14 protein-coding genes are annotated in these 12,882 nt (G+C 71.3%); 10 read left to right on the top strand and 4 right to left on the bottom strand.

Going from position 1 to position 12,882, the window contains the following annotated elements; all coding sequences use genetic code 11:
* Positions 1–758: 758 nt before the first annotated feature.
* Positions 759–1,394 (top strand): LAETG motif-containing sortase-dependent surface protein, encoded by a 636-nt coding sequence (locus tag ACSMTC_RS11540; RefSeq protein ID WP_436559575.1) that lies wholly within the window; start codon positions 759–761, stop codon positions 1,392–1,394.
* Positions 1,395–1,438: 44 nt separating this feature from the next.
* Here the strand turns inward: ACSMTC_RS11540 and ACSMTC_RS11535 are convergent, their stop codons facing one another.
* The 3 genes from ACSMTC_RS11535 to ACSMTC_RS11525 form a co-directional block, all read right to left on the bottom strand.
* The gene (locus tag ACSMTC_RS11535; RefSeq protein WP_436559574.1) at positions 1,439–2,080 is read right to left on the bottom strand and encodes a DUF2461 domain-containing protein; all 642 of its coding nucleotides are present in this window, start codon (positions 2,078–2,080) and stop codon (positions 1,439–1,441) included.
* 95 nt (positions 2,081–2,175) lie between these two features.
* Positions 2,176–2,961, bottom strand: a complete 786-nt coding sequence (locus ACSMTC_RS11530) for an ABC transporter permease (protein ID WP_436559573.1) — start codon at positions 2,959–2,961, stop codon at positions 2,176–2,178.
* Positions 2,958–3,884, bottom strand: coding sequence for an ABC transporter ATP-binding protein (locus ACSMTC_RS11525; protein WP_436559572.1), 927 nt, complete (start codon positions 3,882–3,884; stop codon positions 2,958–2,960). Before ACSMTC_RS11525 ends, ACSMTC_RS11530 begins: the two co-directional genes overlap by 4 nt.
* A 268-nt stretch (positions 3,885–4,152) precedes the next feature.
* On the opposite strand from ACSMTC_RS11525, the gene ACSMTC_RS11520 reads away from it, so the two are divergent.
* The 9 genes from ACSMTC_RS11520 to ACSMTC_RS11480 all read left to right on the top strand — a co-directional run bounded on the left by ACSMTC_RS11520 (position 4,153) and on the right by ACSMTC_RS11480 (position 11,417).
* Positions 4,153–5,010, top strand: coding sequence for a helix-turn-helix transcriptional regulator (locus ACSMTC_RS11520; protein ID WP_436559571.1), 858 nt, complete (start codon positions 4,153–4,155; stop codon positions 5,008–5,010).
* Complete coding sequence (sufB, locus tag ACSMTC_RS11515) at positions 5,007–6,422, top strand: Fe-S cluster assembly protein SufB (RefSeq protein WP_436559570.1); 1,416 nt, start codon at positions 5,007–5,009, stop codon at positions 6,420–6,422. Before ACSMTC_RS11520 ends, sufB begins: the two co-directional genes overlap by 4 nt.
* Before the next feature lie 307 nt (positions 6,423–6,729).
* A complete protein-coding gene (sufD, locus tag ACSMTC_RS11510; RefSeq protein ID WP_436559569.1) occupies positions 6,730–7,965 on the top strand; it encodes a Fe-S cluster assembly protein SufD in 1,236 nt (411 codons plus the stop codon).
* The gene (locus ACSMTC_RS11505) at positions 7,962–8,279 is read left to right on the top strand and encodes a non-heme iron oxygenase ferredoxin subunit (RefSeq protein WP_436559568.1); all 318 of its coding nucleotides are present in this window, start codon (positions 7,962–7,964) and stop codon (positions 8,277–8,279) included. Before sufD ends, ACSMTC_RS11505 begins: the two co-directional genes overlap by 4 nt.
* Before the next feature lie 6 nt (positions 8,280–8,285).
* On the top strand, positions 8,286–9,050 hold the full coding sequence (sufC, locus tag ACSMTC_RS11500) for a Fe-S cluster assembly ATPase SufC (RefSeq protein ID WP_436559567.1): 765 nt from the start codon (positions 8,286–8,288) through the stop codon (positions 9,048–9,050).
* 20 nt (positions 9,051–9,070) lie between these two features.
* Positions 9,071–10,318, top strand: a complete 1,248-nt coding sequence (locus ACSMTC_RS11495) for a cysteine desulfurase (protein ID WP_436564656.1) — start codon at positions 9,071–9,073, stop codon at positions 10,316–10,318.
* A 17-nt stretch (positions 10,319–10,335) separates the two neighbouring features.
* Entirely contained in the window at positions 10,336–10,788 is a 453-nt protein-coding gene (gene sufU, locus ACSMTC_RS11490; protein ID WP_436559566.1) for a Fe-S cluster assembly sulfur transfer protein SufU, read from the top strand.
* A gap of 11 nt (positions 10,789–10,799) precedes the next feature.
* On the top strand, positions 10,800–11,174 hold the full coding sequence (locus tag ACSMTC_RS11485) for a metal-sulfur cluster assembly factor (protein WP_436559565.1): 375 nt from the start codon (positions 10,800–10,802) through the stop codon (positions 11,172–11,174).
* A gap of 120 nt (positions 11,175–11,294) precedes the next feature.
* Positions 11,295–11,417 carry a hypothetical protein gene (locus ACSMTC_RS11480; RefSeq protein ID WP_436559564.1) on the top strand — a complete coding sequence of 41 codons (123 nt, stop codon included), beginning with the start codon at positions 11,295–11,297 and terminating at the stop codon, positions 11,415–11,417.
* On the opposite strand, the gene ACSMTC_RS11475 is transcribed toward ACSMTC_RS11480, so the two are convergent.
* The gene (locus tag ACSMTC_RS11475) at positions 11,414–12,736 is read right to left on the bottom strand and encodes an MFS transporter (RefSeq protein WP_436559563.1); all 1,323 of its coding nucleotides are present in this window, start codon (positions 12,734–12,736) and stop codon (positions 11,414–11,416) included. The genes ACSMTC_RS11480 and ACSMTC_RS11475 overlap by 4 nt on opposite strands.
* Between the last annotated feature and the right edge of the window lie 146 nt (positions 12,737–12,882).

Here is a 12,882-nt window from a genome sequence, read left to right as displayed (position 1 = left end):
GGATCTTGGCGCGGGGCCGTCCCCCGAGGCACGGGCCGGACGCGCGGGGGGGGGGGGGGGGGCTCCATGCCGCGGAGTGGCCGGTGAGGGGGCCCGGTGGCCCGGGGTGTGTGCCCCCGCCGAGGACCGTGGCCGGTGCCGGCGGGGCGCCAGGATTCCGCCGTGCGGGCCGCCGGGGCGGCAGCGCGTACGGGGGCGCCGATCGCACCGGGCGGCGCACCACAGCGGAGCGCGCTCCGAGGAGGGGGTAGGCTCTGGTGGTCCTGAGACGCGCCGGGCCCCTCTCCGGAGCCCGTCTGATCCGACTCGGCGGCCGCGCCGCCGACTCGTGTGCCGTCTCGATCGCGCAGGCGTCGGCCGCCCCTCCGCCAGTGCCACGGTCACCAGACCGAAGGCAGCGGAGGCGGCAGCCGAGCCGCCTCCACCGGTGGCACCGCGAAGCCGAGCGGCTTCGCGGTGGCTGCCGGGCAGCGGCGGAGCGCCGGGGGTCGGTCTTGACCGGCTGGACGTCCCAGGACCACACCAGGCACAGGTGCGCGCTGTTCGATCGGAATCGGTCGAACGGTGCGCACTTTCTCTTATCGCATGTGCCGGAGTCCCTTGCCGTGGTGGGCTGTTGGGCCACACACATTCGGCCATCCGACGGGGGTGGCACAGCGTGCCCGGGCCGGTAGAGTGCGCCACCGCAGGCCAGGCTCCGGGCGATCGGAACTGTCAACGCCCGTCCATGGCAAGGTCGTTCGGGAGGGAAGATCGGCATGGCGGGACGGCGGAGGACTCGGATCGGCGCGCTGGCGGCAGCGGCGGCACTCGGCACGGCAGCACCCCTGGTACTGGCGGGCGGCGCCTCGGCGCACATCCCCGCCTGGACGGTGACCTGCGACCGGATCAGTATCGAACTGACCGATTACAACCCGCGGTTCAAGAACACCGTCACCCTGGTCCTGGACGGCAGGAAGCTGCTCGACCGGAAGACCTTCGGCGACGCCTTCAGCCAGAGCTTCACCGTTCCGCCGCACGGCGAGGACGTCAAGGCCGAGCTCATCGTCCGCACCACGGAGGACCCGGACAACACCGGCTGGAACATCGACCGGACCGAGAGCATCGCGCCCTGCCAGGCGTCGCCCTCGCCCAGCCACAGCCCCAGTCCGAGCCACAGCCCCTCGCCCTCGCCCTCGCCCTCGCCGAGCCCGTCGCAGAGCCCGAGCGCGAGCCCGAGCCCCTCGCACAGCAGCAGGAGGCCCGTCCCGTCACCGAGTTCCTCGGCCCCCGAGCTGGCCTCGACCGGCGGCGGCAGCGAGACCCCGGTGCTCGCCGCGGGCGGCGCGGCCGTGGTCGTGCTCGGCGCCGTGCTGCTGATCGCCACCCGCCGCCGCTCCTCGCGCAGGCACTGACCGGGCTCCGGGCCCACCCGTACCCCGGCCGGACGGGCGGGGCCCTAACGCTCGGGGAGTTCACTGGGGCCGACGTGGTCGTCCAGCCAGGCCCTCAACGGCTGGGAGGCGCGCAGGAAGGCGGTGATCCGCCTGGCGGCGGTACGGGTGCCCAGCCAGGCGGCGGGCTCCCACTGCTGCCAGGCGACCAGGCCCTTGTGGCGCAGGAGGCCGATCCTGGGGTGGTCCCTGGGGTAGCCGCGCGGGGCGGTCCTGAGCGTCTCGTGGCCGTGCACCGCGGGGCCGGCCTGCTCGACCTCGGCGATGACGCGTTCCAGCTCGGCGCCGGTGATGTCCTCGGCGACGGCGGCGCGGTAGCGGGCCAGCTGGTCGGCGGCGAGCCGCCACATGCCGTTGCCGCAGGCCAGGCCGTCGGCGGAGAGCTGGATGTAGCCGCCGGTCCGCAGGTGGGCGCCGATGTGGGTCTTGTACGGGGTCTTGTCGGCGCTGAACCGGACGTCGCGGTAGGGGCGGAAGATCTTCCCCGGGCCGAACTCGTCCTCCAGCTCGTCCAGCAGGTCGGCCATCGGCCCGCGGACCAGCTCCTCGTAGGCGGTTCGGTGGGCGTCCCAGAAGGTCCTGGAGTTGTCGGCCTCCAGGTGCTCGTAGAACTCGAGCGCCTCGGCCGGCCAGCCATGGAAGGTCACGTACCCACGATAGGGGCGGGCGGGTTCCTCAGGGCCGCGTACCGGCACCCGCCGGTTCCCCGCGCCCCGGGGCACTGCCCGCCCGCCCAGGAAGATCACTCCCAGCGGAAGAAGCGGGCCGCCGCGCCCAGGCCCAGGACGGCCCAGACCGCGAGGATCCCGAGGTCGGACCAGGGGACCCCGGAGCCGTACTGGAGGACCGAGCGCAGCCCGTCGGAGAGGGCGCTGATCGGGAGCAGTTCCAGCGCCGAGCGGACGGCGGCGGGGAACTTGGCGAGCGGGACCACCACGCCGCCGGCCAGCAGCAGCAGGATGAACACCAGGTTGGCGGCGGCCAGCGTCGCCTCCGCCCGCAGGGTGCCCGCCATCAGCAGGCCGAGGCCGGAGAAGGCGGCGGTGCCCAGCACCAGCAGGCCGACCACGGCCAGAGGGTTGCCGTGCGGGGACCAGCCGAGCCCGAGGGCGATCGCCGAGAGCAGCAGGACCTGCAGGACCTCGGTGACCAGGACGCAGCCGGTCTTGGCGGTGAGCAGCGCCCAGCGCGGCAGCGGCGAGGCGCCCAGCCGCTTGAGCACGCCGTAGCGGCGTTCGAAGCCGGTGCCGATGGCCTGGCCGGTGAAGGCGGTGGACATCACGGCGAGCGCCAGCAGGCCGGGTGCGAGGAAGTCCACCCGCTTGCCGGGGCCGTCCACCGAGACCACGTCCACGGCGCTGAACAGCACCAGCAGCACGGTCGGGATCACCACGGTGAGCAGCAGCTGCTCGCCGTTGCGCAGCAGCATCTTGGTCTCGAAGGCGGTCTGCGCGAGCAGCATCCGGCCGACGGGCGCCGCGCCGGGCGCGGGGGAGTGGTCCGGGGCGGCGGGGGAGTGGGTGGTCATGAACGCAGGTCCCGTCCGGTCAGGTCGAGGAAGACGTCTTCCAGGCTGCGGGGCTGCACGGTGAGCCGCTCGGGGGCGGTACCGGCCAGCGCGCACCATTCGTTGATCGCCGAGAGCACCTCGGGCTCCAGCCTGGCCTCGACGCGGTAGCGGCCAGGGGTGGGTTCGGCGGCGGCGACGCCGTCCGGCAGAAGCTTCCGCAGCGTGGCGAGGTCGAGCCCGGCGGGGGCCTCGAAGCGCAGGCTGGACCCGCTCTCACCGCCGCGGAGTTCCTCCGGGCTGCCGGTGGCGATGACCTTGCCGCGGTCGATGACGGCGACTTGGTCGGCGAGCTCCTCGGCCTCGTCCATGTGGTGGGTGGTGACGATCACGGTGACGCCGTCGCGCTTGAGGTCGCGGACCAGGTCCCAGGTGGCGCGGCGGGCCTGCGGGTCGAGTCCGGCGGTGGGCTCGTCCAGGAAGACCAGCTCGGGGCGGCCGACCACGGCCATGGCGAGGGCCAGCCGCTGCTGCTGGCCGCCGGAGAGGCGGCGGTAGGTGGTGCGGCCGCAGGAGCCGAGGCCCAGGCGCTCGACCAGGGCGTCCACGTCCAGCGGGTCGGCGTGCAGCTTCGCGGTGTGCCGCAGCATCTCCACGGCGCGCGCGCCCGCGTAGACGCCGCCGGCCTGGAGCATCACGCCGACCCGGGGGCGCAGTTCGCGGGCGTCGGCGATCGGGTCGAGGCCGAGGACCCGGACGGTGCCGGCGTCGGGGCGGCGGTAGCCCTCGCAGGTCTCGATGGTGGTGGTCTTGCCGGCGCCGTTGGGGCCGAGTACGGCGGTGATGGCGCCGCGCCCGACGGTGAGGTCGAGGCCGTCCACGGCCGTCTTGTCGCCGTAGCGCTTGACCAGCCCGGCCACCTCGACGGCGGGTGAAGTCTGCATACCGGCGAGTGTAAGAGGACCGAACAGGCGCGCCTTCACTCGCCCGCTCGCCGCCGGGCGCTCGTACCCGCGGAGCCGGCGCCCGCCCTCCTTGCGCGCCCTCGGGCGGGGCCCCTCTTCACCCGCGCTCCCCGCCGCCGGTCGGTCTCACACCGCGTGTCGTGATCGTTTCCGCAGGCCAGGTAAGGCTTGCCTGCGTGATGGATTCCACCGATGAGGCATGCATCACGGCTTGTCGCCGAGGAATGAATTACGCAACAATCGTGTTGTGAAAAACGTGCGGGAGCAGGTGGACCAGCAGGAGGCCGAGTCGGCCCCTGGCTGCGCCGTGCCCGCGACGGCGGCCGAGGTGCTGCTGGAGGGCCATCGCGCCACCCGGGACCGGGTGGCCCGGTCGATCCTGGATCACGGGCCGTCCTCCGCCGCCGACCTCGCCAGCCGCCTGGGGCTGACCGCGGCGGCCGTCCGCCGCCACCTGGACGGGCTGCTCGCCACTGGCCTGGTGGAGTCCCGTGAGCAGCGGGTCTACGGCAGCCGGGGCCGGGGCCGCCCCGCCAAGGTCTTCGGCCTCACCGAGTCCGGCCGGGACGCCTTCTACCAGGAGTACGACCAGCTCGCCGCCGACGCGCTGCGCTGGATCTCCGAGTCGGTGGGCGGCGGAAAGGCGGGCGACGAGGCGGTCGCCGCCTTCGCCCGGGCCCGGTTCGGCAGGCAGGGCCAGAAGTACCTCACCGTGCTGGGCCAGGCCGAGCCCGACCAGCGCACCGAGGCACTGGCCGAGGCGCTGAGCGCCGACGGGTACGCTGCCACGGTGCGGAGAGTGCCGCCGACCGCCGCGAAGGCCCCGGCGGGCGCCCAGCTCTGCCAGCACCACTGCCCGGTCGTGCACATCGCCGAGCAGTACCCGCAGCTCTGCGAGGCGGAGACCGAGGTCTTCTCCCAGCTCCTGGGCACCCATGTGCAACGGCTGGCCACCATCGCCCACGGTGACGGGGTCTGCACCACCTATGTGCCGGCACCCGGTGCCGCATCGTCGCCCGGTCCCCGCCAGGTGCCCGATGCCGTGCCGACTGCCGGTACGTCTACCGATCAGAATTCAGCGTCCGCGCGGAGGAATCTCGCATGACTGACACCGTTTCGCACCCGGAGCTCGAGGGCCTGGGCACCTACGAGTACGGCTGGGCGGACCCGGATGTCGCGGGTGCCGCAGCCAAGCGCGGCCTGAGCGAAGAGGTCGTCCGCGATATCTCGGCGAAGAAGAGCGAGTCCGAGTGGATGCTCAACCTGCGTCTCAAGGGCCTGAAGCTGTTCGAGAAGAAGCCCATGCCGACCTGGGGTTCGGACCTCTCCGGCATCGACTTCGACAACATCAAGTACTTCGTCCGCTCGACCGAGAAGCAGGCCGAGTCCTGGGAGGACCTGCCCGCGGACATCAAGGCCACCTACGACAAGCTGGGCATCCCGGAGGCGGAGAAGCAGCGCCTGGTCGCCGGTGTCGCCGCGCAGTACGAGTCCGAGGTCGTGTACCACCAGATCCGCGAGGACCTGGAGGCGCAGGGCGTCATCTTCCTGGACACCGACACCGCGCTGCGTGAGCACCCGGAGCTGTTCAAGGAGTACTTCGGCACCGTCATCCCGCCCGGCGACAACAAGTTCGCCGCGCTCAACACGGCCGTGTGGTCCGGCGGTTCGTTCATCTACGTGCCGAAGGGCGTGCAGGTCGACATCCCGCTGCAGGCCTACTTCCGGATCAACACCGAGAACATGGGCCAGTTCGAGCGGACGCTGATCATCGTCGACGAGGACGCCTACGTCCACTACGTCGAGGGCTGCACCGCGCCGATCTACTCCTCGGACTCGCTGCACAGCGCCGTGGTCGAGATCATCGTCAAGAAGGGCGGCCGCTGCCGCTACACGACCATCCAGAACTGGTCGAACAACGTCTACAACCTGGTCACCAAGCGCGCCGTGGCGTACGAGGGCGCGACCATGGAGTGGGTCGACGGCAACATCGGCTCCAAGGTCACCATGAAGTACCCGGCCGTCTACCTGATGGGCGAGCACGCCAAGGGCGAGACCCTGTCGATCGCCTTCGCGGGCGAGGGCCAGCACCAGGACGCCGGCGCCAAGATGGTCCACATGGCGCCCAACACCTCCTCCAACATCGTCTCCAAGTCGGTGGCGCGCGGCGGCGGCCGGACCTCCTACCGCGGCCTCATCGAGATCGGCGAGGGCTCGCACGGCGCCAAGTCCAACGTGCTGTGCGACGCGCTGCTGGTCGACACCATCTCCCGCTCGGACACCTACCCGTACGTGGACGTCCGCGAGGACGACGTGTCCATGGGCCACGAGGCCACCGTCTCCAAGGTCAGCGAGGACCAGCTCTTCTACCTGATGAGCCGCGGCATGACCGAGTTCGAGGCGATGGCGATGATCGTCCGCGGCTTCGTCGAGCCGATCGCCCGCGAGCTGCCGATGGAGTACGCGCTGGAGCTCAACCGGCTGATCGAGCTGCAGATGGAGGGCTCGGTGGGCTGACGCCCGAGCGAGCGGAGCGAGTGAGCAGGAAGACCACTCGACGGCTCCCAGGGCTGACGCCCGAGCGAGCGGAGCGAGTGAGCGGGAAGACCACTCGACGGCTCCCGGGGCTGACGCCCGAGCGAGCGGAGCGAGTGAGCGGGAAGACCACTCGACGGCTCCCGGGGCTGACGCCCGAGCCGGAGAGCGGGAAGACCGTTCGACTGCCGCTCAGGCTGCCCCGGCGGGCGACGACAGCTCGCCGGGTGACGCCCGGCCGAAGGCCCGTCCATCCACACTTTTGAGGAAGAGAGCACTACGAACAGCCATGGCTGACGTTCAGAACACCTCCGGCGCCACCACCGCCGGTTCGATCGAGGTCGGGACCACCGGCGCCGGTGCCCAGCTGGCCGGCCCCGGCACGGGCCGGGCCACCGTCCAGCAGCCGATCGACGCCCGCGTCGCGGTCAAGCCCTCCTACGACGTGAACGACTTCCCGGTCCCGCACGGCCGCGAGGAGGACTGGCGCTTCACCCCGATGCACCGCCTCGGCGGGCTGCACGACGGCAGTGCCGCCACCGCCGAGAAGGGCACCGACAAGGTCGAGCTGAGCCTGCCGGACGGCGTCACCGCCGAGACGGTCGGCCGTGACGACGCGCGCCTGGGCAAGGCCGGGCAGCCGGTGGACCGGGTCGCCGCGCAGGCGTACAGCGGCTTCGAGCAGGCACTGGTGGTCACCGTTCCCACGGAGACGGTGCTGACCGAGCCGGTGAAGATCGACGTGCACGGCGAGGGCGGTGTCCGCTTCGCGCACGTGGTGATCGACGTCAAGCCCTTCGCCGAGGCCGTCGTGGTGCTGAACCACACCGGTACCGGTACCCGCGCCGCCAACGTCGAGCTGCTGGTCGGCGACGGTGCCAAGCTGACCTTCGTCTCCGTCCAGGACTGGGAGCGCGACGCGGTGCACGCCGCCCAGCAGTCCGCCCTGGTCGGCCGGGACGCCTCGCTCAAGTCCGTGATCGTCACCTTCGGCGGCGACCTGGTCCGGATCCACCCGCGGGTGCGCTACACCGCCCCCGGCGGCGAGGCCGAGCTGTACGGCCTGTACTTCGCCGACGCCGGCCAGCACCTGGAGCACCGCCTGATCATCGACCACGACACCCCGCACTGCCGGTCCAACGTGGTCTACAAGGGCGCCCTCCAGGGCCAGGACGCGCACGCGGTCTGGGTCGGCGACGCGCTGATCCGCGCCGCCGCCGTCGGCACCGACACCTACGAGCAGAACCGCAACCTGGTGCTCACCGACGGTGCCCGGGTCGACTCCATCCCCAATCTGGAGATCGAGACCGGCGAGATCGTCGGCGCCGGCCACGCCTCGGCCACCGGCCGCTTCGACGACGAGCAGCTCTTCTACCTGCAGGCCCGCGGCATCCCGGCCGACGAGGCCCGCCGCCTGGTGGTGCGCGGCTTCTTCGCCGAGCTGGTCCAGCAGATCGGCGTCGCCGAGATCCAGGACAACCTGATGGAGAAGATCGAGGCTGAGCTGGAGGCGACGGTCGGATGAGCTACCTGCGCGCCTGCTCGCTGAGCGACCTCCAGGAGGACGTGCCCAAGCGCGTCGAGCTGGGCGGCGTGCCCGTCGCCCTGGTCTTCACCGAGGGCGAGGTGTTCGCGATCAACGACATCTGCTCGCACGCGAACGTCTCGCTCTCCGAGGGCGAGGTCGAGGGCTGCATGATCGAGTGCTGGCTGCACGGCTCCAGCTTCGACCTGCGCTCCGGCAAGCCGTCCGGGCTGCCCGCCACCAAGCCGGTCGCTGTCTACCCCGTAAAGATCGAAGGGGACGATGTGCTCGTCTCCGTCAACCAGGAGTCCTGAGTACACATGGCAACGCTTGAAATCCGTGACCTGCACGTCTCCGTCGAGGCCGAGTCCGGCCCGCGCGAGATCCTGCGCGGCGTCGACCTGACCGTGAAGCAGGGCGAGACCCACGCGATCATGGGCCCCAACGGTTCCGGCAAGTCCACCCTGGCCTACTCGCTGGCCGGCCACCCCAAGTACACCGTCACCAGCGGCTCGGTCCTGCTGGACGGCGAGAACGTGCTGGAGATGTCGGTCGACGAGCGCGCCCGCGCCGGTGTCTTCCTGGCCATGCAGTACCCGGTCGAGGTCCCCGGCGTCTCGGTCTCCAACTTCCTGCGCACCGCCGCCACCGCCGTGCGCGGCGAGGCCCCGAAGCTGCGCACCTGGGTGAAGGAGGTCAAGGAGGCGATGGCCGCCCTCCAGATGGACCCGGCCTTCGCCGAGCGCAACGTCAACGAGGGCTTCTCCGGCGGTGAGAAGAAGCGCCACGAGATCCTGCAGCTGGAGCTGCTCAAGCCGAAGATCGCGATCCTGGACGAGACCGACTCCGGTCTGGACGTGGACGCGCTGCGCATCGTCTCCGAGGGCATCAACCGGGTCCGCTCCACCGGTGAGGTCGGCACGCTGCTGGTCACCCACTACACCCGCATCCTGCGGTACATCCAGCCCGACTACGTCCACGTCTTCGCGGGCGGCCGCATCGTCGAGTCCGGCGGTGCCGAGCTCGCCGACAAGCTGGAGGAAGAGGGCTACGAGAGCTACGTGAAGGGCGGCGCTTCCGAGTGACAACCCATCCTGGCTCGGCGCTGACCGGGCTGCTCGACACCGAGGCGATCCGCAAGGACTTCCCCGTGCTGCAGCGTCTGCTGCACGACGGCAAGCCCCTCGTCTACCTGGACAACGCGGCGACCTCGCAGAAGCCCCGGCAGGTGCTGGAGGCCCTCAACACGTACTACGAGCGCCACAACGCCAATGTGCACCGCGGTGTGCACGTGCTGGCCGAGGAGGCCACGGCGCTGTACGAGGGCGCCCGTGACAAGGTCGCGGCCTTCGTCAACGCGCCGAGCCGGGACGAGGTGATCTTCACCAAGAACGCCTCGGAGTCCCTCAACCTCGTTGCCAACATGCTTGGTTGGGCCGACGAGCCGTACCGGGTGGACGCGGACGCCGAGATCGTCATCACGGAGATGGAGCACCACTCCAACATCGTTCCGTGGCAGCTGCTCTCGCAGCGCACCGGCGCGAAGCTGAAGTGGTTCGGGCTGACCGACGAGGGCCGGCTCGACCTCTCCAACATCGACGAGCTGATCACCGAGAAGACCAAGGTGGTCTCCTTCACCCTGGTCTCCAACCTGCTGGGCACCATCAACCCGGTCGAGGCCATCGTCCGCAAGGCCCAGTCGGTCGGTGCGCTGGTCGTGATCGACGCCTCGCAGGCCGCCCCGCACATGGTGCTGGACGTCCAGGCGCTGGAGGCCGACTTCGTCGCCTTCACCGGCCACAAGATGCTGGCCCCGACCGGCATCGGCGTGCTCTGGGGCCGCCAGGAGCTGCTGGAGGACCTGCCTCCGTTCCTCGGCGGCGGCGAGATGATCGAGACCGTCACCATGGGCTCGTCCACCTACGCCCCGGCGCCGCACAAGTTCGAGGCGGGCACCCCGCCGATCGCCCAGGCGGTCGGTCTCGGCGCGGCCATCGACTACCTGTCGAACATCGGCATGGACAAGATCGCCGCACATGAGCACGCGATCACCGAGTACGCGGTCGAGCGCCTGCTGGAGGTGCCGGAGCTGCGGATCATCGGCCCCCGTACGGCGGTGGACCGCGGTGCCGCGATCTCCTTCACCCTCGGTGACATCCACCCGCACGACGTGGGCCAGGTGCTGGACGAGCAGGGCATCGCCGTGCGCGTCGGCCACCACTGCGCCCGGCCGGTCTGCCTGCGGTACGGAATTCCGGCGACCACGCGAGCGTCGTTCTACCTGTACTCCACGCCGGCCGAGGTCGACGCACTGATCGCCGGTCTGCACCACGTCCGCAACTTCTTCGGCTGAGGGCTGGGTCCACCGACATGAAGCTCGACTCGATGTACCAGGAGATCATCCTGGACCACTACCGCAACCCCCACGGCAAGGGGCTGCGGGACGGCGACGCCGAGGTGCACCACGTCAACCCGACCTGCGGGGACGAGATCACCCTGCGGGTCAGGCTCGACGGCTCCGTGGTGGCGGACATCTCCTACGAGTCGCAGGGTTGCTCGATCAGCCAGGCCAGCGCCTCGGTGCTGAACGACCTGGTGGTCGGCAAGACCGTGGGTGAGGGCCAGGTCATCCAGGAGGCCTTCCTGGAGCTGATGCAGAGCAAGGGCCAGGCCGAGGGCGACGAGGAGGTGCTGGAGGACGCGGTCGCGTTCGCCGGTGTCTCCAAGTACCCGGCCCGGGTCAAGTGCGCCCTGCTGAGCTGGATGGCCTGGAAGGACGCCACCGCCAAGGCGCTCGCCGAGCAGCCCGCCGTAAACGACTGAAGGACGTATTCATGAGCGAGACCGAGAGCACGGCTGCCGAGAGCAGCCCCGACGGGCCGGTGGGCACCAGCGCGGGCACCGTGTCCGTCGAGGACCTGACCGAGGCCCTGATGGACGTCGTCGACCCCGAGCTGGGGATCGACGTCGTCAACCTCGGCCTGATCTACGGCGTCCACATCGACGAGGACGACGTGGCCACCATCGACATGACGCTCACCTCGGCGGCCTGCCCGCTGACCGACGTCATCGAGGACCAGGCCAAGACCGCCACCGACGGTCTGGTGAAGGACCTGCGGATCAACTGGGTCTGGATGCCGCCGTGGGGCCCCGACAAGATCACCGACGACGGCCGCGAGCAGCTCCGCGCCCTCGGCTTCAACGTCTGATCGCCTGAGCTTTTCCGCCACCGCCCCGTGGATCCCCCTTTCGAGGGAACGATCCACGGGGCGGTGGTACATCTGCCTACGGGTGGCCATGCCGGCCGCGGGGTGGCTGCGATTGTGCACATGTCGCTTCCGGATACGCCGTATGCCATGTGGGCCCGGGGCGAGCTGGACGACCATCTCCGGTTGCCTGAGCCGTTCGGTGTCGAGACCGGCACCGGCTCCTGGCGCCCCTGGTCGGACTAGCGCCGCCTGACCACCGCGCCCGCCAGGCCCAGGCAGGCCGCGGCCGCGATGCCGACGAAGCCGCTGACGGCGGGGAGCAGGCCCCAGGAGCGGACCAGGGCGCCCACCGCGACGATCGGCAGGGAGCTGCCCAGGTAGACGATGACCCAGAGGGCGGAGAGCTCGCTGCCGCGGCGCTCGGGGTCCATCGCGGCGACCGCGCTGGTGAACAGGGAGCGGAAGGCCACGCCCTGGCAGGCGCCGCCGAGCACGCTGCCGATGAAGAGCAGGGCCGGGGTGCCGCTGTAGCCGGCGGCGACCACCATGCCGAGTCCGGCGGCCAGGCCGGTCATGCCGAGGGCGATCACCAGGCGGTCGGCGGTCGGCGGGACGAGCAGCTGGGCGACGGCGGAGGAGCCGAGCAGCAGGGCGGCGAGCACCGCGCCGGTCAGGTGCGAGGAGGTGTGCAGCACCTTGGCGGAGAAGGCGGGCGCCAGGCTGAGGTAGACCCCGAAGACCGCGTACGAGACGAAGCCGGCCCCGGCGGCGAGCAGGAACTCACGGCGGCCCTTGACGGGCATGGCGAGCCGCCTGGGCCGCAGGTGGGCCGGGGTGGTGATGCGGGGCGGCGAGGCCGCGGGCCGCAGCCCGCCGGGCATCCTCGGGTGGATGACCGCCAGCGGGACGCAGAGCGCCAGCAGGGCCAGGGCGTGTACCAGGAACGGGGTCAGCAGCGGGTTGTCGCCGCCCGCCATCAGCGCGCCGACGACCGGGCCGAGCGCGACGCCGCCGGCCGAGCAGGCCAGGGTGAGCTTGGAGGCCAGGGTCTGGTGGTCCGGCAGCAGATCGCTGAGGGCGGCCCCGGCGGCCCCGGTGGACAGCGCCACCGCGACGCCCTGGACGGCCCGTCCGACGGCGAGCTGGCCGAAGCCGTCCGCGGTGGCGAAGAGCGCGTCACCGGCGGCGGCCAGTACGAGGGCCGGCAGGATCATCGCCCGCCGCCCGAGGTGGTCGGACCAGTGGCCGACCGCGGCCAGGACCGGAACCAGGGCGAACACGTAGATCGCGAAGAGGACGGTGGTGTCGAGTGCGGTGAGCCCGAGGCGCTGCTGGAGCACCGGATAGATCGGGGTGGCCAGGTTGACACCGATCAGCAGAAGCAGCAGGGCGGCGGCGACCAGGCCGACGCGTATGCCGCGCAGTGCGTTCCAACGGCTGATCGCGGAGAGCTGGAGTTGCGTGCGTGGTGCGAGCTCCAGGGGGAGCAGGGCCTCCGAGAACCGGCGTACCGGGTACTGCGACGAGGGCAGTCCGGGGCCGGCGGTGGAGAGGTCCGCCATGGCAGGGATCTCCTGTGGCCGGGCGCGACCGGGCCCGGGCAGGGCCTGGGGTGGCGGCCTTGAGTCGGAGTCACCGGCGGCGCGGGGTGAGAGGTACGCCCTCCGGCCGGGGCCGCCCGATGTCCCGTGGGCGGGCATGGGAGGGA

Source organism: Kitasatospora sp. HPM-01-4, assembly GCF_051374625.1.
Classification (GTDB): domain Bacteria; phylum Actinomycetota; class Actinomycetes; order Streptomycetales; family Streptomycetaceae; genus Kitasatospora.
Note: the sequence above shows the minus strand (reverse complement) of the source record. Positions and strands in the feature narration are given on the sequence as shown.

Excerpts from the sequence above, each read along its gene's own strand:
- ACSMTC_RS11475 (WP_436559563.1), bottom strand. The coding sequence starts at position 12,736 with ATGGCGGACCTCTCCACCGCCGGCCCCGGACTGCCCTCGTCGCAGTAC.
- ACSMTC_RS11530 (WP_436559573.1), bottom strand. The coding sequence starts at position 2,961 with ATGACCACCCACTCCCCCGCCGCCCCGGACCACTCCCCCGCGCCCGGC.
- ACSMTC_RS11505 (WP_436559568.1), top strand. The coding sequence starts at position 7,962 with ATGAGCTACCTGCGCGCCTGCTCGCTGAGCGACCTCCAGGAGGACGTG.
- ACSMTC_RS11485 (WP_436559565.1), top strand. The coding sequence starts at position 10,800 with ATGAGCGAGACCGAGAGCACGGCTGCCGAGAGCAGCCCCGACGGGCCG.
- ACSMTC_RS11480 (WP_436559564.1), top strand. The coding sequence starts at position 11,295 with ATGTCGCTTCCGGATACGCCGTATGCCATGTGGGCCCGGGGCGAGCTG.
- sufD (WP_436559569.1), top strand. The coding sequence starts at position 6,730 with ATGGCTGACGTTCAGAACACCTCCGGCGCCACCACCGCCGGTTCGATC.
- sufU (WP_436559566.1), top strand. The coding sequence starts at position 10,336 with ATGAAGCTCGACTCGATGTACCAGGAGATCATCCTGGACCACTACCGC.
- sufC (WP_436559567.1), top strand. The coding sequence starts at position 8,286 with ATGGCAACGCTTGAAATCCGTGACCTGCACGTCTCCGTCGAGGCCGAG.
- sufB (WP_436559570.1), top strand. The coding sequence starts at position 5,007 with ATGACTGACACCGTTTCGCACCCGGAGCTCGAGGGCCTGGGCACCTAC.
- ACSMTC_RS11525 (WP_436559572.1), bottom strand. The coding sequence starts at position 3,884 with ATGCAGACTTCACCCGCCGTCGAGGTGGCCGGGCTGGTCAAGCGCTAC.
- ACSMTC_RS11540 (WP_436559575.1), top strand. The coding sequence starts at position 759 with ATGGCGGGACGGCGGAGGACTCGGATCGGCGCGCTGGCGGCAGCGGCG.